Here is an 18,186-nt window from a genome sequence, read left to right on the forward strand (position 1 = left end):
AGGGACCGCAGGTCCCTGATCCAGGGTACGCAGTACTACTGGGTGGCGGAGAGGACGGCGCAGGCGATGACGGTGCGGACGCGGGGGTCGGGGTCGGCGAGGAGGGGGGCGGCGTGGGGCCAGTCGCCGAGGGTGACGAGGGCGAGGCCGGCGCGCTCGCGGAGGAGGGCGTCGCGGGAAGGGACGTCGCGGGTGAGGAGGGGGGTGATGGCGCGGACCTTGGCGCGGGCGAGGCCGGCGCGGGCCTGGGTGGCGAGGGGAGTGGAGGTGGCGGCGACCTTGGTGAGCTGGGCGAGGACCTGAGCGCGGGAGGCGTCGGGGGGCTGGAGGTCGAGGCTGCGGATCTGGGCGGCGACGGCGATGACCTCGTCCTTGTCGGTGCGGGCGCGGGCGAGGGCGGCGCGCACGTCGGAGGAGGCGAGGGGGGCGAGGCGCATCGCGTGGATGCGTTCGCTGGGGAGGCCGGCGCCGATGGCGCGGACGAGGTGCGCGAGGGCGGCGGCGGCGTCCTTGTCGTTGCGCGCTGTGGGGTCGGCGAGGGCGGCGGCGGCTTCGAGGGCAGGGGTGCCCGGCTGGGTGGACATGGCCCAGAGGAGGCGGTCGCGGCCACCGGCGCGGAACATCACGGGAGAGGCCCAGGCGGAGGCGATGGCTTCGCGGGTGGAGGCGTCGGCGCGCTCCCAGAGGTCACGGAGGGCGCGCACGGCGGGCTCCTTGCCGGTGCGGGAGACGGCGCGGATGGCGAGGACGCGCGCGGCGGGGTTGGGGTCGAGGCGGGCGACGTCCAGGAGGGGGAGGTTGTCGCGGGGGTCGGCGGTGAGGATGGCGGCACGCACGGCGGCGATGCGGACCTGCTCATCGCCGTCGAGGAAGAAGGCACGGCGCTGGGCGCCGTCGCCCTCGTGCATCAAGGTGCGGGCGTGCACGGCGCGGAAGGCGTCGGCGACCTCGGGGGGGCGGCGGGCGTCCTTGCGGGTGGCGTGCTCGCGCAGGTCGTCGAGGGAGGCGAGGTCGTTGTCGATGAGGATCATCGCCGCGTGCGGGGCGAGGAGGTCGTCGCGCTCGGCGCGGTCGAGGAGGGCGTCGCGCAGGCTGCGCGCGCAGGGGCGGACCTGACGGATGAGGTCCACGCCGGCAGGAGGCGTGGCGCGGGCGAGCGCGCCTTCGAGGAGGGCCTCGGCGACGTCGCGGGCATCGCCCTCGTCGAAGTCGCCCCGGCGGACGTCGTCGGCGAGGTGCTTCTGGAGCTGCGCGAGCTGGTTGTCTCTGGCGGCGTGGACCGAGGCGGAGGCAGCGCACCCTGCACCCGAAGCGAGGAGCAGGGAACCTACCAGACAGAGACGGGCGAAGATGCGCGGCACGTGTCTCTCATAACGCAGTGCCGTGCTTGCGCGAAGCAGGCTGGCTGCGAGGTCGAGCGGGGCCGAGCACGGAAGGGGCGGCGGGCTCTGGTGGGGGGGCAGGTTAGGATGAGTCCATGCGGCTCGTGGGCTCACGCTCGATCCTGCTGTTCGGTGCGCTGCTGGGGATGTCGACCCTGGGGGGCCTCTGCGGGCCCGTGCCAGACCCGCCGGATCCGGTGGTCTCCTGCGGGGACGAGGCGCCGCCCGAGGACGGGATGCCGGTGGTCACGTTCATCAACCCGGACACGGGGGAGGCGCTGCGGGAAGACACGCAGCTCGGCATCGACAGCGGGCCCCAGGGGGGGTCGCACATCTTCGTGACGCTCCGGCACTACGCGACGCAGGCCGGGACCTACACTTACAACCTGAGGGCGGTGCAGGATCCGTCGGCGGGGGACGCCCTGGTGGCGGAGAACGCGGTGGCCGTGAAGGCGTGCGCGCCGGGATGGACCGAGACGACGGCGCCGGTGTTCATCAACCTGTACCAGTCAACGCCAGCAATCCTGCAGGTACGGGTGGTCGGGGGCGGGGCGGAGATCACGGACGAGGTGAAGGTGTACGTGCGGTACCAGTGAGCGCGGTGGGGAGGGGCGGCGCCGGGGAGCAGCGGAGGAGGTGGCGCGTGGGGCATGAAGGTGCGGCTGGGGCATCGAGGGGGTGGGGGTCGCGGTGGCAGGCGTGGGGCGCGGCGCTGCTGGCGGTGGGGATGGCTGGATGCGGGTCGGGATCGACGTCGCCAGCGCCGACGCGCTCAGGGGCGGCCCCAGAGACAGCGGCAGGGTCCGCGACGGCTGCGGGGCGGGGTGGGGATCCGGACGATGCGGGGGACGTGATCGGCAAGCCGGCGCCCGGGTGGAGCGTCGACAGGTGGTTCAACACGGCGCCGATCACCCTGGAGTCCCTGCGGGGCAAGGTGGTGCTGGTGCGGTGGTTCATGTCGCCGGAGTGCCCCTACTGCAGCACGACGGCGCCGAGCCTGAACCTGCTGCACGAGACGTACGCGGCGCGGGGGCTGACGGTGGTGGGGATGTACCACCACAAGCGCGATGAGCCGCTCGATCCGGAGGACGTGAAGGGGTGGGTCGCGCAGTACGGGTTCCGCTTCCCGGTGGCGATCGACGAGGACTGGCGGACGCTGAAGCGGTGGTGGCTCGATGGGCACGAGCGCACGTGGACGAGCGTGAGCTTCCTGATCGATCGGCAAGGGGTGGTCCGCGCCATGCACAAGGGCGGGAAGTACGCGCCAGGGGATGCGGACTACCGGAAGCTCACGGCGGAGATCGAGGCCCTGCTCACCGGGCCGGGGTGAAGGCCACGGTCCGGGAGCGCCGACGCCAGGCGTCAACGCGTGCGCCCACGCGGAGCGCTTGAGCGAGGCGCGTCATGGTGCGATGGTGCGCGGAGGAGGCACAGATGCATTCCCGGCTCGTGAGGGATGGGGTGGAGCTGTCGTACCGGAGCCTTGGCGACGGGCCCGAGGCGGTGGTCCTGGTGCACGGCTGGATGGTGTCCGGTGCGGTGTACGACGATCTGGTGGAGGCCTTCGCCGAGGTGCCATCAGGTCGGTACAAGCTGGTGATCCCGGACCTGCGGGGTACGGGTCGATCCAGCAAGCCGGAGGGCGGGTACACGCTGGCAGCGTTCGTGGACGACGTGCTGGCGGTGGCGGACGCGGCAGGAGTGCACTCGTTCGCGGTGGTGGGGCACAGCATGGGTGGGCAGATCGCGCTGGGGCTCGCGGCGAAGGCGCCGGAGCGGGTGCGGGGGGCGCTGCTCCTCTGCCCGGTGCCGCCGTCGGGCATGGGGCTCCCGGACCAGGCGCGGGCGCTGTTCCGGGGGTCGGGGCAGAACCAGCACGCCCAGGGGACCATCCTGGACATGGCGTGCAAGGAGCTGTCGGAGCCGGCGCGGGCGCGGCTCCTGGAGGACGCGGGGACCATCCCGGCGTCCTGCATCGCAGAGGTGTTCGACGCCTGGACGGCGGGGGACTTCGTGGACCAGCTCGGGGGCATCCGGGCGCCGACGCTGGTCGTGGGGACCGAGGATCCATTCCTGCCTCCGGAGCTGCTGCGGCGGGAGATCGTGGCGCGCGTACCGAAGGCGGACCTGGCGTACCTGGAGGGAGCGGGGCACTACGTGCAGGTGGAGCGGCCGCGGGAGACGGCGGCGGTGCTGCGGGCGTTCCTCGCAGGGCTCGGCGGGTGAGCGGCTTCCGCGGGCTCTCGTGGCGCACGGGCGATCCATGACGCCGGAGGGCCGCGACCTGCTCGTCAGGCTCCTCGCGCGGCGAGGCGAGGAGATCGTCGAGGGGGCGACGGACTGGGTGATCGGGGAGGCCATCGACCTGCGCGGTCAGCGGCCGCGGGAAGAGACGCGGGAGCTCGTCGCGCGCGTGATCGAGGGGAACGAGGCGGCGCTGCTTCAGGAGGATGGGCAGCCGCTGGCGGCGTTCGTCGAGCACGTGGTGTCGCTGCGGGCGGCGCGCGAGTTCCACCCGTCGACGGTGCTGCGCGGGCTCCTGTCGTTCCGGCAGGTGCTGGAGGGGATGCTGCGCGCGGAGGGGGGCGACGGGTGGGCGGCGCTCGACGTGCTCGCAGCAGTGGACGCGGTGTACCACGGGGCCGCGCTGCAGGTGGCCGACCTGTACGCGGTGAAGCTGACGGAGGCGGTGCAGCGGCGGCGGCGGGAGCTGGAGGTGGAACTCGGGCGGGTGGCGGAGGAGGGGCAGCGGGCGCTCGCGGAGAAGCTCGCGACCATCGAGGCGCAGCGGCAGGAGCTGGCGACGCTGTCGTCACCGGTGCTGCGGGTGTGGTCAGGGGTCCTGGTGGCACCACTCGTGGGGGAGGTGGGCGCTGCGCGCGCGGAGCTGATCCGGGAGCGGGTGCTCGAGGCGATCGTGGAGGACGGGGCGCACACAGTGCTGCTCGACATCACGGGGCTCGTGCGGGTGGATGCGCAGGTGGCGCTGGACCTCTTGCGGCTCACGCAGGCGGCGCGGCTGCTCGGGGCGCGGGGGATGCTGGTGGGGGTGTCGGGGGCAGTGGCGCGCACGCTGGTGGCGCTCGACGTGGACCTCGGGGAGGTGCCGGCCTTCGCGTCGCTGGAGGACGGCCTGCGCGAGGCGCTGCAGCCCGCGAGCGGGAGGCGCTCCACCGGGCCGCGGGTAGGGTCCGCGGCGGGGTGAGCGCAGGGAGAGGCGCGGGGCGGGGACGCGGCAGCGGGGGCCGGCGGGCTACTTGATGATCGCGAAGGTCTGCTGGTTCAGCGCGAGGAGGTGGCCGTCCTCGCTCCAGAGCTCGCGCTGCTCGACGAACCAGCCTTCGCTCTGGACCCAGACGCGGGCGCGGTAGGCGAAGGGGGCGTCAGGGTCGAGCGGCTCGGCGGCGCCGACGATCTGCAGGGTGTAGGCGACGGTGCCGACGAGGAAGGGGGCGGAGGCGCGGGAGTAGGTCGCCGGCCACCAGGCGTCGGCGACGGCGGCGAGGTGGGCGCCGCAGCTCAAGGAGCCCACGTGGCGAGGTTTGATCCAGCCCTCGATGCGCGCCTCCTTGCCGGCGGTGAAGGGGAAGGGGCCGTCGGTGCGGTACTCGAAGTGCTGCGCGAACACGGGGAAGAACGGGCCGCCCGGGAGCGCGGGGATGTCGCGGTAGGGGCGCAGCACCGGGGGTTCGAGCTCGCAGAAGGTGGCGGCGGCAGGGGCGCGCGGCCTGGCGAGGACGGCGACGGCGAAGGCGCGGGTCTCGCCTCCCTGGACGAGCCGCGCCGAGAGGGTGGACTGGCCGGAGCCGGCGCGGATGGTCTCGACGCGGACCTCGGCGGGGCCGACGAGGGTGGGGCCAGGCAGCTCGGCGGAGAAGGAGCGGAGGGTGCGATCGGGGGTGTCGGAGAACTGCTCGATGGCGCGAACGAGGGAGGCGATGGGGAGGCCGCCGTAAGCGCCCCGGCCTTGCTGCCAGCCGTCGGGGATGTCGAGGTCGAAGGTGTCCGTGCCTCGGCGCTGCGGCCGGGTGGCCAGCTCCAGGTCGTGCATGCTCATGGCGGCGAGGGTAGTCGCGGTGCAGAGAGGGGGTGAAAATTCAGGGGGCTGCTGGAACGCGTAGGGGGGAGCGCGGGGGCCGCAAGGAAGCGGCGCCGAGACGAGGGCGGAGCGAGACGGGGGTCGAAGAGGAGGTTGCGCACGCCGGGCACGCCGGTCCCCTTTGACAGAGCGGCGCAGATGCCGGTAGGACGCGGCTCCTTCGAGGGAGGCCACCAGCACCATGCACGCCGCCATGACCAAGAAAGCGATCATCCTTCGTTCGAGCGCCGCTGTCCTCGTCGCCACGGGCCTCGGGCTCGGGTGCGCCGCCGCCGCCGGAGGCGGCGCCACGAGCGAGCAGCAGCGCATCGCGGCGCTGAGCGCCTCCGACGTAGGGCTGTGTTTCCCGTCGTCGATCACGCCGCCCAGCGCGGTGAACACCGAGGTCCTGACCGGGCTGCTGGTCGCGGTGCGGCCGGCAGTGATGGAGTGCCTCGTCAGTCCCCAGAGCCGCGGCGCGGCGCAGGAGACGACCGTCAACCTCAAGACCACCGCCGGGGGGGGCAAGCTCCAGCACAACATCAGCGGACCGAACCTGACCCCCGAGGGGGCGGTGTGCGTCAAGGAGGCGCTCGACCGTCACTTCGCGGCGGTGCAGGGGTTCGCTGCGCTGGCCGCAGCGGCGAATCCGCCGGTGAGCGGCGAGGCGCAGGTGACCCACAAGGCAGGGGTGTCGCCGACGGTGCGCCTCGGCGAGAACGAGTCGTCGGACGTCGCGGGGGCGGTGCGGCTCGCCCAGACGACGTGGTGCGAGTGCTACGAGCCGTGGAAGGCGGCGGCGCCGCACCCGCTGAACGCGACGCTCTCGTCGCAGGGGGGGATGGCGCTGACGGCGAAGTTCGAGCCGGCGGCAGATCCGGCGTCGCAGAAGGTGGCCGAGTGCCTCTCGGGCAAGATCTCGGACGTGAAGTTCACGGCGCGCTCCAGCCAGATCAACGTGCCGTACACGTTCATGTTCGTGCACTCGGGCAACGCGGCGCCCTTGACCGACGTGCCGCCAGAGGTGCAGATCCGTCAGCTCGACGGGGTCCGCACGCAGCGCGCGGCGCGGGCGGTCATCGCGCTCGGGGGGCGCATGGCGGCGGCGCAGGCCTACGATGCGCTGGGGAAGAAGTACAACGCCGCGCCGGACTCGGTGCCGGTGGAGGACCTGACCAAGGGGTGCGCGGCCCTGCTCGCGACGGACGATGCGTGGCTGGAGACCCTGAACCAGCAGCTCGAGATCGACGAGCAGACCCTGGCCCTGGTGCAGCAGCTCAAGGCAAAGGACGCCGAGTGGGGCCGGGCCGAGGAGGCGTCGAAGAACGCGGTGGACGTGACGAAGCAGGACATCGAGACCGCGAAGCAGATGAAGACGGGCGACGCTGGAGCGTGCCCGCGCGACGCCAAGTGAGGTGACGCGGGAGGGGGGGCGCGACGCTGGGGGGGGCGCGACGCTGGGGGGGGCGCGACGCTGGGGGGCGCCGCACGGGTGAGGGTCAGCGCAGAAGGCCTTTGACCCGATCCCCACCGCGGGGCGTGTCGACCTCTTCCACCACCACCTCGTCAGGATTCACGTCGATCACCTGACCGCGGGGGCCGCGGCCGCCATGACCACCACGTCCCATCGACGGATCTGACCAGAAGGCGCCCGGCATGGCGCTGCCGAACTGGATGACGCGCATGTGCACGCCGCCAGGGCTGGCTGCGACGCCGGCGAAGGGGTGGCCCTGGGAGGCGCGGCGTTCGAGCCAGGCACGCACGGCGGAGGCGATGCGGCGGCGGGTCGGGGGGATGAGCAGCAGGAGGCCCACGACGTCGGTGAGGACGCCGGGGATGAGGAGCAGCACGGCGCCGAGGAGCACCAGGAAACCGCTGGTGATGCCCTCGTCCGGGACCTGACCGGTGGCCAGAGCCGACTGCCAGGAGCCGAGCACGCGCCGGCCTTCGTGCTTGGCGAGCGCGGTGCCGAGCAGGGCCATGCCGACGACGAGGCCGAGGGTGGACCAGAAGCCGATGGCGCCGCCGATCACGAACAGCAACCACAGCTCGATGAGAGGGACTGCGAGGAGGAGCAGCACGAGCTTGGTCATGGATCTCGGTGTAGCGCTGGATCGTCGCGCCTGCACCTGTTGACGGAGCCGGCTGTCGTGGATACCCGCCGCGGTGGAGGGGCGCGGGAAACGGAGAAGAGGCGGGGAAGTGGCAGGGAAGCCGCGGGGAAGCCGCGGGAAAGCGGTGGCGCAACGGTGGGGCAGCGGTGACGAGGCGGCAGGTGACGGGACGGGTTGGTTGACACCCCTGCCTGCCTGTCTCACACCGGCAAGATGGACGCGCGCACGGAAGACCTGAAGGAGCACATCCGGAGCCTGGAAGAGGTGCTGGAGGGCGGGCAGAACGCCGAAGAGCTGCTCGGTCGCGCGCTCGCTGCCGATCTCACCCTGGAGATGCGGGGCACCGACGCGATGGTGGGGCTCGCGCCCGTGGACGCCGGGTTGATGGAGCACGCGGAGGCGCTGGTGGAGCGCGCGTTCCGGGTGGCCGCCGGCGCAGGGCTGATGGAGGCGGAGGCGCGGCTCGGGGCGCGCCTGCTCGAAGAGGGAGACCTGGACCAGGCGCTGGCGTACCTGGCGGCGGCGGCGGCGAAGGGGGACGTGGCGTCGGGTCGGCTCGCGGCGGCGACCATCTGGGAGGGGCGGCTCGCGGAGCGGGCGGCGCAGGGGGCGCAGCTCGCACAGGCCGCAGAGACCGCGGACGAGAGCGGGGCGTGCGCGTACCTGCTGGGGCTCTTCGCGTTCCACGGGTTCGGCGTGGCGCAGAGCTACCCGGAGAGCCTGGCGCACCACGAGGTGGCCGCGCGGAAGGGGCACGACGGGGCGATGTTCGAGCTGTTCGCGATGCACGCCCAGGGGCTCGGCTGCGCGGCGGACGAGGCGGTGGCGATGCGCTGGTGCGAGCGCGCCGCGGAGGCGGGGAGCGCGCGGGCGATGTACAACCTCGGGACGTTCCACGCGACCGGCAGGGGCATGCCGCGGGATGCAGTGCGCGCGGTCGGGTGGTACGAGCGCGCGGCACAGGCTGGCCACGGGCGCGCGGCGGCGACGCTGGGGGTGATGTACGCGCTCGGCGAAGGGGTGGAAGCGCGCGCGGACAAGGCGCTCGCGTGCTTCGCGATGGCGGAGGCAGCGGGGTTCGTGTGGCAGGACCTGGCCGGCGCCACGGGGGTGGAGGTGGAGAAGTACGAGGCGGCGCTGGAGCGCGCCGCGCGCGAGGGAGAGGGCGACGCGGGAAGGTGACGGCTCAGGCGGCGGCGGGGACGTCCGTGGTCGAGGCAGGGGGCGCGATGACGGTCAGCGCGCCGGGCATGGCCTCGAAGGAGATGGGCTCGTTGCCGATCAGCTCCCCGTCGATGTTGAACCACATGCCGGGCTCGGAGGTGATCCGCACCTTGCGCACGCGGCGGAGCGAGACGTCGTCGCTGCCGAGGTAGTCACCCGCGAGGAGGCGCGTGGCGACGCCGGCGAGGTCGAGGAGCGAGCCGTAGCGCACCACCACCACGTCGAGGAGGCCGTCGGCGGGATCAGCCTCCGGCGCGACCCGGACACCGCCAGCGCAGGTGCGGCCGTTCGCGACCACCACGTTCAGCGCGTCGATCTGCTCGAACTCGCCGTCGTCCCAGGCGAGGGAGGTGCGGTAGGCGGTGAGATCGGGGAGCACGGTCATGGCGCCGCGCACGTACGCGAGGGGCCCCCAGGTGGACTTCATGTCGCCGGTGAGCACCTCGTTGACCTGCCCGCTGAAGCCCCCGGCCGACACGTTGACGCCGTAGTAGGTCTTGCCGCCCATCTCGACCTTCATGAGGTCCAGCGGGCGCGGCACGCCATGGTCCAGAACGGCGAGGGCCTCCGCAGGGTCGGCGGAGATGCCGAGCGTGCGCGCGAGGTCGTTGCCCGTGCCGAGGGGCAAGATGCCGAGCATGGGCCGGTCCTGCACGACGGCGAGCCCCTGGACGACCTCATGGATCGTGCCGTCACCGCCTGCCGCCACGACGCGGTCGACGCCCTGCGCCGCAGCCTCCATCGCGAGGGCGCGGGCATGGCCAGGCTCGGTGGTGACCTTGACCTCGATGTCGGGACGGTTGGCCGTGAGTTCACGCACGCGATCGAGCTTGGCGGCGGCGGTGCCGGAGGAGGGATTGGCGATGATCCAGGTCTTCACACTCGCGCCCCCATGCCAGCGCCGTGCCGACGGCAGGGTGCGCACGCCCGACACAGCCATGCACCGTCGCTTGACGATCCAGGGTGTCGGACCCATCCCTCCATGTGATGGAACTCCAGCCTGGCGCGGTACTCGCCGGCAAGTACCAGGTCGAGCGTACGATCGGGTCTGGCGGCATGGGTGTGGTGGTCGCGGCGCGGCACATGGGCCTCGGGGCCCGGGTGGCGTTGAAACTGCTTCTGCCCGAGGTGGCGCGGCGCCCCACGTCGGTCGCGCGGTTCCTGCGGGAGGCGCGAAGCGCGGCGCAGCTCCAGAGCGAGCACGTGGTGCGGGTGCTGGATGTCGACGTGCTGCCGTCGGGCGCTCCCTTCATGGTCATGGAGTACCTGGAGGGGCAGGATCTCGGCCAGGCGCTGCTCGAACGAGGCGCGTTCCCGGTCGGCGAGGCGGCGCGGCTGATCCGCGATACCTGCGAGGCCATCGAGGAAGCGCACAGCCTGGGGATCGTGCACCGTGACCTGAAGCCGGCGAACCTGTTCCTCACGCTCCGGCCAGACGGCACGGAGCAGGTCAAGGTGCTGGACTTCGGGATCTCGAAGCTGATCGGAGGGAAGCTCTCGGAGCGGGAAGCGATCGCCCCGGCGAGCCTGACCCAGGCGCAGACGCTGCTGGGCTCACCGATGTACATGTCGCCGGAGCAGATCCGGTCGTCGCGCGACGTGGACGAGCGCACGGACCTCTGGTCACTCGGCGTGATCCTCTACGAGATGCTGGCAGGGGTGCCTCCCTTCCAGGGCGACACGTTGCAGGAGTCGTGCACCGCGACGCTCTTCGGAGAGCCGCGCGGGCTCACGGCATTCCGGCACGAGGTGCCGCCAGCGCTGGAGGCGGTGGTGTGGCGCTGCCTGGAAAAGGATCCCGCGGCGCGGTTCAGGACGGCGCAGGAGCTGGCGCAGGCGCTCTCGCCTTTCGCGACGCCGGCCGTGCCGCGGCCGGGGAAGCGCCTCTCCCGGGTGCGGCCGATGGCCGTCGCGGTGCCGGACAGGGCGGCAGCGATGCCGCAGCAGGAGGTCTTCGCAGCGGCGCCGATGGTCGCGACCGTGCCAGCGTCGCCGCTCGGGGCGAGGACGGCACCAGCGTCGCCGCTCGGGGCGAGGACGGCGCCAGCATCGCCGCTCGGGGCGAGGACGGCACCAGCATCGCCGCTCGGGGCGAGGACGGCACCAGCATCGCCGCTCGGGGCGAGGACGGCGGCTGGTCCCAGCGAGCCGCCACCCATGTCCGCCACCGTGCCCCTGCCCCTGCCAGAGGAGGTACGGCGCGGGACGCCGGGGGCCTCCGCTGGGCGCGCGAAAGGACGGCGCCGGTCTGCTGTGGGGCTCAGCCTCGCACTGCTCACGCTCACGGGGATCGGAGCAGCGGCGTTCCTGGTGAAGACCCGGTACATGGGCGTCGATCACCCCGAGGTGGCCAGCGGGCTCTCGGAGCCCCCCATGACGACGCTGCCCCCGGACGCGGTGCAGGGGACGATGCCGCCTCCAGCCCTGACGACGCCGGCCCCTGCGCTGTCCACGCCGGCGACACCGGCCGCGCCAGAACCGCCTCAGGCCACGAAGCCCGCGCCCGCGCCGCGACCCACGCAAGCGCCGCCGCCCACGCCGGCCCCTCCGGCTCCCACGGTGCCTGCCACCTCGGCCCCGACCCTCCCGACGACGCCGCCGGTGCTCACGCCGATCCCCGTGCCCACGACGCCCACGGGCCCCGCCGTGCCGCCCGCGACGCCAGCGCCCACCACACCCACGGTGCCGGCGACGCCAGCGCCCACGAGCACGCCAGCGCCCACCACGCCCACCACGCCCACCACGCCCACCACGCCCACCGCGCCGCCGCCCGTGGTGCGCGACACGGTGCCCCCGGTGCTGACATTGCCCTCACAGCCGGTGCGCGTCGCAGCCAGGCCAGGAGGAGGCGCGGTGGTGAGTTACAGCGCGCGTGCGCGCGACGCGGTGGACGGGGTGGTGCCGGTGCAGTGCTCGCCGGCCCCCGGATCGACCTTCCCGACGGGCACGACGCGCGTGGTGTGCCTGGCCCGTGACGCTGCAGGAAACGTGGCGCGGGGCGAGCTTCAGGTGGTGGTGACGAACTTCCGTGGGGGTGGCCTGAAGATTCCCTCGCCCGACCAGCCCACGCGCCCCACCCGGCCTCCTCAGGAGCAACCGCCGCCCAGCGGCGAACAGACGCCTTCTCCCCGCAAGCGCATCATCCTGCGCCCGCACTGAACGGCGCGCTCCCGGCGGCGCATCGTCAGCCCCCGAAGACGCGCGCGGCGACGGTGTCCACGGACAGCTCACACCGGAGCGAGGGGAGATGCACCTGTGTTCCCGCGCGATGCTCGCGGAAGGACCAGCGACCATCTTCCTCGCGCGTGTACTGCTCCACGAGGACCTGGTCTTGAGAGACGAGCAGGTACTCCCGCAGCGAAGGTAGCTTCCGGTACTGCTCGAACTTCTTCCCTCGGTCGTGGCGCTCCGTGGACTCCGAGAGCACCTCGATGATGAGCGCAGGGTTGAGCAGCGTGTCGCGCCGGTCGTCTTCGAGCTCCGGGGGACCACAGACGACCGTCAGGTCAGGGTAGGTTAGGTGTAGAGGCTCGTGGCCGGGACCTTCAGGCGCATGTCCGAGGGGAGCCCCCGACATGAGCCCTCACCGAGAGCGACCCAGAGCGCTCCCACCAGGTTCACGACCAGGAGGTTGTGTTCCAGGTGGCCCCCCGCCATCGCGAAGATGTCGCCCTGGTAGTACTCGTGCTTCTCCGACGAGCTGCGCTCCAGGGTGAGGTACTCCTCCGGAGTCCACGCCTTCTTGACCGCCCCCTGAGCGCTCATCGCCGCATCACGTCGCGGGCACGTGCCCAGGGACGCCCACCCTTCTCCGTGCTCAGCGCCGCTCTCCCGCACCCTCGTCGGTGGATGCCGCGGGCATCTCTGGCGTGAGCGTGCTGGGTGGCGCGCCCTGGGCTCCCAGGAGGTGCGCCCGGGCCTCGTCGCCGAGCTTCGTCAGCCGCACCGCGAACACGGCAGCGCCGACGAGACAGCAGCTCCCGCCGAGGGTCACGGTAGGCGCCGGGCCGATGCGGTCGGCGAGCCACCCGGCGAGGAGCGCGCCCATGGGCGACAGGCCCATGAACATCATCGAGTAGACCGCCATCACCCGGCCGCGCAGCGCGTCGGGCACGATGGACTGCACCAGCGTGTTGGTGCCGGCCATGTACACCATCATCCCGAAGCCGGCCGGCAGGAGCAGGAGCCAGGACAGCCAGAAGATCCGCGACAGGGAGAACAGCACGAGCGAGACGCCGAGGCACGCGCACGCGCACACCACCCAGCGCCCCAGCCCCTCCAGCTTCTGGCGCGCCGCGAGGGTGAGCGCCGCCGTCACGGCGCCGAGGCCCGCCGCGACCATCAGCAGGCCATACGCGCGCGGGCCCCCCTGGAGGACGCGGGCGGCGAAGGCGGGCAAGAGGACCAGGTAGGGCGCCGCGGTCAGGCTCACCAGGCCGAGCAGGAGCAAGAGCGCACGCACGGCCTGGGTCCGCGCCACGAAGCGGAACCCTTCGAGGGCCGCGGCGAAGGCGCTCGCGTGCTTCGGGGGCGCCGGGCGCGGGGGCAGCCGGAGCGCGAGGAGGCCCGTGATCACCGCGACGAAGCTCAGACCGTTGGCGAGGAAGCAGTAGCCCTCGCCGATGGCGTCCACGAGCACCGCGGCCACCGCGGGGCCCACGATGCGCGCGCCGTTGAACACCGACGAGTTCAGCGCGATGGCGTTCGGGAGATCGTCCCGGCCCACCATCTCCACCACGAAGGACTGGCGGGTGGGGATGTCGAAGGCGTTCACCACGCCGAGCAGCGACGCCATCACGAACACGTGCTCGATCCGGATCAGGTGGCTCAGCGTCAGCCCCGCGAGCACCAGCGCGAGCGACATCGAGGCCGCCTGCGTCACCACCAGCACCGCGCGCCGGCTCCAGCGGTCGGCCACGGCGCCGCCCACGGTGGCCAGCAGGAACACCGGGAACTGCCCCGCGAACCCGATGGCACCGAGGAGCAGCGCTGAGCCCGTGAGGCGGTAGACCAGCCAGGCCTGCGCCACCGACTGCATCCAGGTGCCGATCAGCGAGATGAGCTGCCCCGTGAAGAAGACCCGGTAGTTCCGGTGCCGGAACGCGCGCACCATGGTCGGAACCCTCCGTCCGCCCTTCGTGCTGCCTGTGCCGGCGCGCTCCACCGCGGCGAGTATGGAACCTCCGGCAGGCACCTCGCCACCTCCCGCGCGGCCTCTCACGCGCGCCGGTCGCTTGCCTGAACACCTCCGCGCCCGGGCATCGACGCCGGGGTCCATCTGTGGAACACCGGGCCGCGACACCGCGTCACCCTACGCCGCCCGTGCGGATCCTCGAGCTTCACCTCCTGGCCTTCGGGCCCTTCAGCGATCTCCGGCTGGATTTCTCTGCGCCGGCGCCGGCGCTGCACGTCATCTACGGGCCGAACGAGGCCGGCAAGAGCACGGCGCTGCGGGCCATCAGCGGGTTCCTCTACGGGATCCCGCACATCACCCCCGACGATCACCGGCACCGGGCGCCCGATCTGCGCGTCGGGGGAAGGCTCGAAAATGCCGCGGGCCAATCGCTCGCGGTGGTGCGCCGCAAGGGGCGCGTGAAGACCCTGTTCGACGAGAACGAGCAGGCATCGGACGACAGCCTCCTCCGGCCCTTCCTGGGCGGCGTGAGCGAGGACCTGTTCCGGACCATGTTCGGTCTCAACCACGAGACGTTGCGGCAAGGCGCCGAGGCGCTGCTCGCCGGGGGTGGCGACGTGGGCGAGAGCCTGTTCGGCGCGGGTCTCGGCGGCGCGGGGCTGCACCAGGTGCTCACGGAGCTGCGGGCGGAGGCCGAGAAGCTGTTCACCCCGCAGGCGCGCATCAAGCCCGTGAACGAGGCCATCCGTGCGGTGCTCGATGCCCAGAAGCGGGCGCGGGACGCGGCCATCCTGCCCACCACCTGGGAGGCACACGAGCGCGATCTCGCCGAGGTGGAGGCCGAGCGCGGGCAGGTGGACGCCGAGGCCCGCGAGGTGCGCGCCCGGGAGAAGAAGCTGCGGCGGGCCCAGCGGGTGCTGCCGCTGCTCGAAGCGCGGCGCACGCTGACGGCGGCGCGCGAGGCGCTCGGAGACGTCACGCTCCTGCCCGAGCAGGCGACGCGGGAGCGGGAGGAGGCCACCACGCGCGCGGCGGACGCCGAGGCCACAGCGGCGCGGCTCCGGCGCGAGATGGCGGCGCTCCACGCGCGGCGCGAGGCGCTCTCGGTTCCCCTGTCGCTGGTGGAGCTGTCGGGCGAAGCGGTGGACGACCTGCAGAACCGGCTGGGGAGCCACCGCAAGGCGACCGTGGATCTGCCGCGGGTGCGCGGGGAGCTGCGCGCGCTGGAGGACGAGGTGCGCGCCGCGCTCCGGCGGCTGGGGCGCGAGCCCTCGCTGGAGCAGGTGGACGCACCCCGGCTGGACGTGGCGACGGAGGCGCGCATCAAGAAGCTCGCGCGCCTGCAGGGCGAGGTGGAGACGGCGCCACGGGCCGCCGCGCGCCTGCTCGCCGACCGGCAGGAGCGGCGTGAGGCCCACCTGCACCGCCTGGGGGAGCTGCCGGAAGCCGTGGACGTGGCGCCACTCCGGCGCGTGCTCGGCAAGGTGCAGCGGCAAGGAGACCTGGAGCACCGCCTGCGCGAGGCCGAGGAGAGCGCGCGGCAGCTCGGGAGCCAGGCGGCGGCGCTGCGAAACCGCCTCGGGATTCTGCCAGCGCATGACGGTGTCGCGGGAACGCCGCACACGCCGCACGCGCCAGCGACGATCGCGGCGCTGCCTGTGCCCACACCGGAAGCGGTGGCCAGGTTCGAGGCCGAGCGCGCGGGGCTCGCCCAGAAGAGGGATCTGCTGGCGAAGCGCGCGGAGGAGCAACGCACGCGCATCGGGGAGATCGCGCGGGAGATCGAGGCGCTTCAGCGCGCGGGCGAGGTGCCGACCGAGGGGTACCTCGTGGAGATCAGGGGGCGCCGGGATCTCGCGTTCCAGGGGCTGATGCGGGCGCTCGGCACGCCTCGCAAGGCAGGGCGCGGGAACGCCGCGTCGTCGTCGGCCGCGCTGTTCGACGCGGCGGTGCGCTCTCCGACGGGGCGCGTGAAGGACCCCGCGGGTGCCAGCGTGGGCGCAGCCGCCGGCTCGGGGACCGGCGCGACCGGCGCGGCGCTCGCCACGGGCAGCGCAGCCACCGAGCGCGGGTTCAGCCTCTCGCCGACGGAGGAGGTGTCGCGGGCACAGCCCGAGGCCTACGCCGAGCTGGTGAAGCAAGCCGACACCGTGGCCGACCGGCTGCGCCGCGAGGCCGACCGGGTGGCGTGCCTGGCGAGGCTCCTCGCGGACCGCAAGGCCGCGGAGGGCGCTCAGGAGCAGCTCGACGCGGAGCAGAAAGCGCTCGCCGCCCGGGAGCAGGAGCTGGAGGCCGCCTGGGACGCGCTGTGGGCGCCCTCGGGCATCGCGCCACGCTCGCCGGCCGAGATGCGCGGGTGGCTGTCGCGGCACGCGGCGCTGTGCACCGGCGTGGACAGGCTGCGCGAGGCCGAGGACCGGGTGGACGCGATGACGCAGCAGCTCGCGGCCCTCGGCGAGGAGCTGCGGACCGCGCTCGAAGCCGCCCATGCCAGAGAGACGCGGGCGACGTCGCGCGGAGCAAGGGCGGCGAGCAGCGCGAGCACCCCCGGCGTCACGAACACCACGCCTCCGGCAGACCCGGGCGCCGCGGACGTCGCGGGCCTGCTGGAGGCGGCGACGCGTCGGCTCCGGGCGTGCGACGACGCCGACCGGGAGCGGCAGGACATCGCGCGCCAGCTCACGGCGCTCGACCGGGAGATCGCCTCGCTCGACAAGGAGCGCGCGGAGCACGAGGCAGCGCTCACGGACTTCCGCGCCACCTGGGCGGCGTCGGTGGCCCGGCTCGGGCTCGGCCCCCACGCCTCGCCCGAGGAGGCGATCGCCATCCTCGACGAACTCGCCGAGCTGCACCGCAAGATGGACGAAGCCGCGCACGCGCGACGCCGCGTCATCGGCATGGAGCGCGACGCCCAGCAGCTCGCGGGCGTCGTGACCGATCTCGTCGCAGCCCACGCGCCCGACCTCGCCGACCTCGCGGTGGACGTGGCTGCCGACACCCTCCTCAAGCGCTACCACAAGGGCCGCGCCGATCAGCGGGAGGGCGCCGAGCTCGGGCGGCAAATCGACGACAGGCAGCGCGCGCTCGCCGAGGAGGAGACGCGGCGCGCGGCTGCCGAGGCGCGGCTCGCCAGGCTCCGCGCAGCGGCCCACGCGGCAGACCTCGACGCCCTCGTGGAGGCCGAGGCGCGCGCCAGAGAGGCGCGGGACCTCGACCGCCGCATCCGCGACACCGAGGAGAAGCTGCTCGACGCGGGCGAAGGCAGCAGCACGGCGGCGCTCACCGAGGAGACCGCGGGCCTCGAACGCGACACGCTGGCCGTGGAGCTGGAGCGCGCCGAGGAGCGGGTGCGCGCGCTGGAGGAGCGGCGGCAGAAGCTCGACCGCCAGCTCGGCACCCTGGAAGCGAAGCGCGAGCAGCTCAGGAACCCCGTGGAGGACGCCGCCGAGGCCGCAGCCGAATCGTCGGCCTGCGTCGCCCGGCTCCGCACCCAGGTGGACCGCTACGTGCGCGCCCGGCTCGCGGCGCTGATCCTGGAGCGCGAGATCGAGCGTTACCGCGAGCAGAACCAGGGCCCCATCCTGGGTCGCGCGAGCGCGCTGTTCCGCAAGCTCACCCGCGAGGCCTACACGGGCCTCAAGGTCAGCTTCGACGATCAGGACAAGGCCGTGCTGCGCTGCGTGCGCACCACACTCCCCCGGAGCGAGGGCCCCTTGCCTGCGCCGGGCACTTCCCCCGCGGCGGCAGCGCAGATGGGACTGCCAGGGGAGACGGGCGTCACCGCGCTCGCGAAGGAGATCCCCGTCGAAGGGTTGAGCGACGGCACGCGCGACCAGCTCTACCTGGCCCTGCGCCTCGCGAGCCTGGAGCACCATGCGAGGCGGGCCGAGCCGATGCCCCTCGTGCTGGACGACATCCTCATCCACTTCGACGACGACCGCGCACGCGCCGCCCTGGAGGCCCTCGCGGAGATGGCGGCCTCGTCGCAGATCCTGTTCTTCACCCACCACGCGCGCCTCCTGGAGCTTTCGCGCGAGGCCGTACCCGCCGGCGTGCTGCACGAGCACCGCCTCCGCTGAGGTCCTGTCCCGGGAGGCTCTCGTATTGCCAGACACGCGCGCATTGCCAGATACGCGCGCATCGCCAGACGCGCGCATCGCCAGACGCGCGCATCGCCCTCGCGACGGCGTGCGCGCGAGCCCGGTGGAGGGGACCGAGGTTGTTGGCCGCCCTCGGCGTCCCGTAGCATGGCGG

Annotated in this window: 15 protein-coding genes; 8 read left to right on the forward strand and 7 right to left on the reverse strand. The window is 73.3% G+C overall.

Annotation, left to right across the window (positions count from 1 at the left end):
• Positions 1–35: 35 nt before the first annotated feature.
• Positions 36–1,361 carry a hypothetical protein gene (locus CAP_RS14745; protein WP_044241099.1) on the reverse strand — a complete coding sequence of 442 codons (1,326 nt, stop codon included), beginning with the start codon at positions 1,359–1,361 and terminating at the stop codon, positions 36–38.
• 116 nt (positions 1,362–1,477) lie between these two features.
• Here CAP_RS14745 and CAP_RS14750 point away from each other — a divergent pair, with 116 nt between their 5' ends.
• The 4 genes from CAP_RS14750 to CAP_RS44620 all read left to right on the forward strand — a co-directional run bounded on the left by CAP_RS14750 (position 1,478) and on the right by CAP_RS44620 (position 4,587).
• The gene (locus tag CAP_RS14750; RefSeq protein WP_044241102.1) at positions 1,478–1,978 is read left to right on the forward strand and encodes a hypothetical protein; all 501 of its coding nucleotides are present in this window, start codon (positions 1,478–1,480) and stop codon (positions 1,976–1,978) included.
• Between the two features lie 254 nt (positions 1,979–2,232).
• Entirely contained in the window at positions 2,233–2,712 is a 480-nt protein-coding gene (locus CAP_RS14755; RefSeq protein WP_052375243.1) for a TlpA family protein disulfide reductase, read from the forward strand.
• A gap of 104 nt (positions 2,713–2,816) precedes the next feature.
• On the forward strand, positions 2,817–3,608 hold the full coding sequence (locus tag CAP_RS14760; RefSeq protein ID WP_044241104.1) for an alpha/beta fold hydrolase: 792 nt from the start codon (positions 2,817–2,819) through the stop codon (positions 3,606–3,608).
• 37 nt (positions 3,609–3,645) lie between these two features.
• Positions 3,646–4,587: an STAS domain-containing protein gene (locus CAP_RS44620; RefSeq protein ID WP_052375246.1), complete on the forward strand. Its 942-nt coding sequence runs from the start codon at positions 3,646–3,648 to the stop codon at positions 4,585–4,587.
• 48 nt (positions 4,588–4,635) lie between these two features.
• On the opposite strand, the gene CAP_RS52305 is transcribed toward CAP_RS44620, so the two are convergent.
• Positions 4,636–5,439, reverse strand: coding sequence for a thioesterase family protein (locus CAP_RS52305; RefSeq protein WP_044241106.1), 804 nt, complete (start codon positions 5,437–5,439; stop codon positions 4,636–4,638).
• A gap of 235 nt (positions 5,440–5,674) precedes the next feature.
• On the opposite strand from CAP_RS52305, the gene CAP_RS14775 reads away from it, so the two are divergent.
• Positions 5,675–6,874 carry a hypothetical protein gene (locus CAP_RS14775; RefSeq protein WP_197041187.1) on the forward strand — a complete coding sequence of 400 codons (1,200 nt, stop codon included), beginning with the start codon at positions 5,675–5,677 and terminating at the stop codon, positions 6,872–6,874.
• 85 nt (positions 6,875–6,959) lie between these two features.
• Here the strand turns inward: CAP_RS14775 and CAP_RS14780 are convergent, their stop codons facing one another.
• The gene (locus CAP_RS14780) at positions 6,960–7,553 is read right to left on the reverse strand and encodes an FxsA family protein (RefSeq protein WP_044241110.1); all 594 of its coding nucleotides are present in this window, start codon (positions 7,551–7,553) and stop codon (positions 6,960–6,962) included.
• Between the two features lie 234 nt (positions 7,554–7,787).
• Between CAP_RS14780 and CAP_RS54965 the strand changes: the two genes are divergently transcribed.
• Complete coding sequence (locus CAP_RS54965) at positions 7,788–8,756, forward strand: tetratricopeptide repeat protein (protein ID WP_269324301.1); 969 nt, start codon at positions 7,788–7,790, stop codon at positions 8,754–8,756.
• 4 nt (positions 8,757–8,760) lie between these two features.
• Here the strand turns inward: CAP_RS54965 and CAP_RS14790 are convergent, their stop codons facing one another.
• A complete protein-coding gene (locus CAP_RS14790) occupies positions 8,761–9,738 on the reverse strand; it encodes a diacylglycerol/lipid kinase family protein (RefSeq protein ID WP_052375252.1) in 978 nt (325 codons plus the stop codon).
• Between the two features lie 47 nt (positions 9,739–9,785).
• Here CAP_RS14790 and CAP_RS14795 point away from each other — a divergent pair, with 47 nt between their 5' ends.
• Positions 9,786–11,957: a protein kinase domain-containing protein gene (locus tag CAP_RS14795; protein WP_052375254.1), complete on the forward strand. Its 2,172-nt coding sequence runs from the start codon at positions 9,786–9,788 to the stop codon at positions 11,955–11,957.
• A gap of 25 nt (positions 11,958–11,982) precedes the next feature.
• On the opposite strand, the gene CAP_RS14800 is transcribed toward CAP_RS14795, so the two are convergent.
• From CAP_RS14800 to CAP_RS14805, 3 genes are read right to left on the reverse strand one after another with little or no spacing between them, the layout of a single operon-like run.
• A complete protein-coding gene (locus CAP_RS14800) occupies positions 11,983–12,375 on the reverse strand; it encodes a Uma2 family endonuclease (protein ID WP_156040811.1) in 393 nt (130 codons plus the stop codon).
• Positions 12,315–12,563: a Uma2 family endonuclease gene (locus CAP_RS50390; protein ID WP_156040812.1), complete on the reverse strand. Its 249-nt coding sequence runs from the start codon at positions 12,561–12,563 to the stop codon at positions 12,315–12,317. The genes CAP_RS14800 and CAP_RS50390 overlap by 61 nt, the downstream gene beginning before the upstream one ends.
• 52 nt (positions 12,564–12,615) lie before the next feature.
• On the reverse strand, positions 12,616–13,911 hold the full coding sequence (locus CAP_RS14805; protein WP_063748692.1) for an MFS transporter: 1,296 nt from the start codon (positions 13,909–13,911) through the stop codon (positions 12,616–12,618).
• Positions 13,912–14,120: 209 nt separating this feature from the next.
• On the opposite strand from CAP_RS14805, the gene CAP_RS14810 reads away from it, so the two are divergent.
• On the forward strand, positions 14,121–18,011 hold the full coding sequence (locus CAP_RS14810) for an ATP-binding protein (RefSeq protein ID WP_044241111.1): 3,891 nt from the start codon (positions 14,121–14,123) through the stop codon (positions 18,009–18,011).
• Positions 18,012–18,186 lie beyond the last annotated feature (175 nt).

Source organism: Chondromyces apiculatus DSM 436 (genome assembly GCF_000601485.1).
Lineage (GTDB): Bacteria > Myxococcota_A > Polyangia > Polyangiales > Polyangiaceae > Chondromyces > Chondromyces apiculatus.

Excerpts from the sequence above, each read along its gene's own strand:
- CAP_RS14790 (WP_052375252.1), bottom strand. The coding sequence starts at position 9,738 with ATGGCTGTGTCGGGCGTGCGCACCCTGCCGTCGGCACGGCGCTGGCAT.
- CAP_RS14805 (WP_063748692.1), bottom strand. The coding sequence starts at position 13,911 with ATGGTGCGCGCGTTCCGGCACCGGAACTACCGGGTCTTCTTCACGGGG.
- CAP_RS14775 (WP_197041187.1), top strand. The coding sequence starts at position 5,675 with ATGACCAAGAAAGCGATCATCCTTCGTTCGAGCGCCGCTGTCCTCGTC.
- CAP_RS14800 (WP_156040811.1), bottom strand. The coding sequence starts at position 12,375 with ATGTCGGGGGCTCCCCTCGGACATGCGCCTGAAGGTCCCGGCCACGAG.
- CAP_RS14750 (WP_044241102.1), top strand. The coding sequence starts at position 1,478 with ATGCGGCTCGTGGGCTCACGCTCGATCCTGCTGTTCGGTGCGCTGCTG.
- CAP_RS14760 (WP_044241104.1), top strand. The coding sequence starts at position 2,817 with ATGCATTCCCGGCTCGTGAGGGATGGGGTGGAGCTGTCGTACCGGAGC.
- CAP_RS54965 (WP_269324301.1), top strand. The coding sequence starts at position 7,788 with ATGGACGCGCGCACGGAAGACCTGAAGGAGCACATCCGGAGCCTGGAA.
- CAP_RS50390 (WP_156040812.1), bottom strand. The coding sequence starts at position 12,563 with ATGAGCGCTCAGGGGGCGGTCAAGAAGGCGTGGACTCCGGAGGAGTAC.
- CAP_RS14780 (WP_044241110.1), bottom strand. The coding sequence starts at position 7,553 with ATGACCAAGCTCGTGCTGCTCCTCCTCGCAGTCCCTCTCATCGAGCTG.
- CAP_RS44620 (WP_052375246.1), top strand. The coding sequence starts at position 3,646 with ATGACGCCGGAGGGCCGCGACCTGCTCGTCAGGCTCCTCGCGCGGCGA.
- CAP_RS52305 (WP_044241106.1), bottom strand. The coding sequence starts at position 5,439 with ATGAGCATGCACGACCTGGAGCTGGCCACCCGGCCGCAGCGCCGAGGC.
- CAP_RS14795 (WP_052375254.1), top strand. The coding sequence starts at position 9,786 with ATGGAACTCCAGCCTGGCGCGGTACTCGCCGGCAAGTACCAGGTCGAG.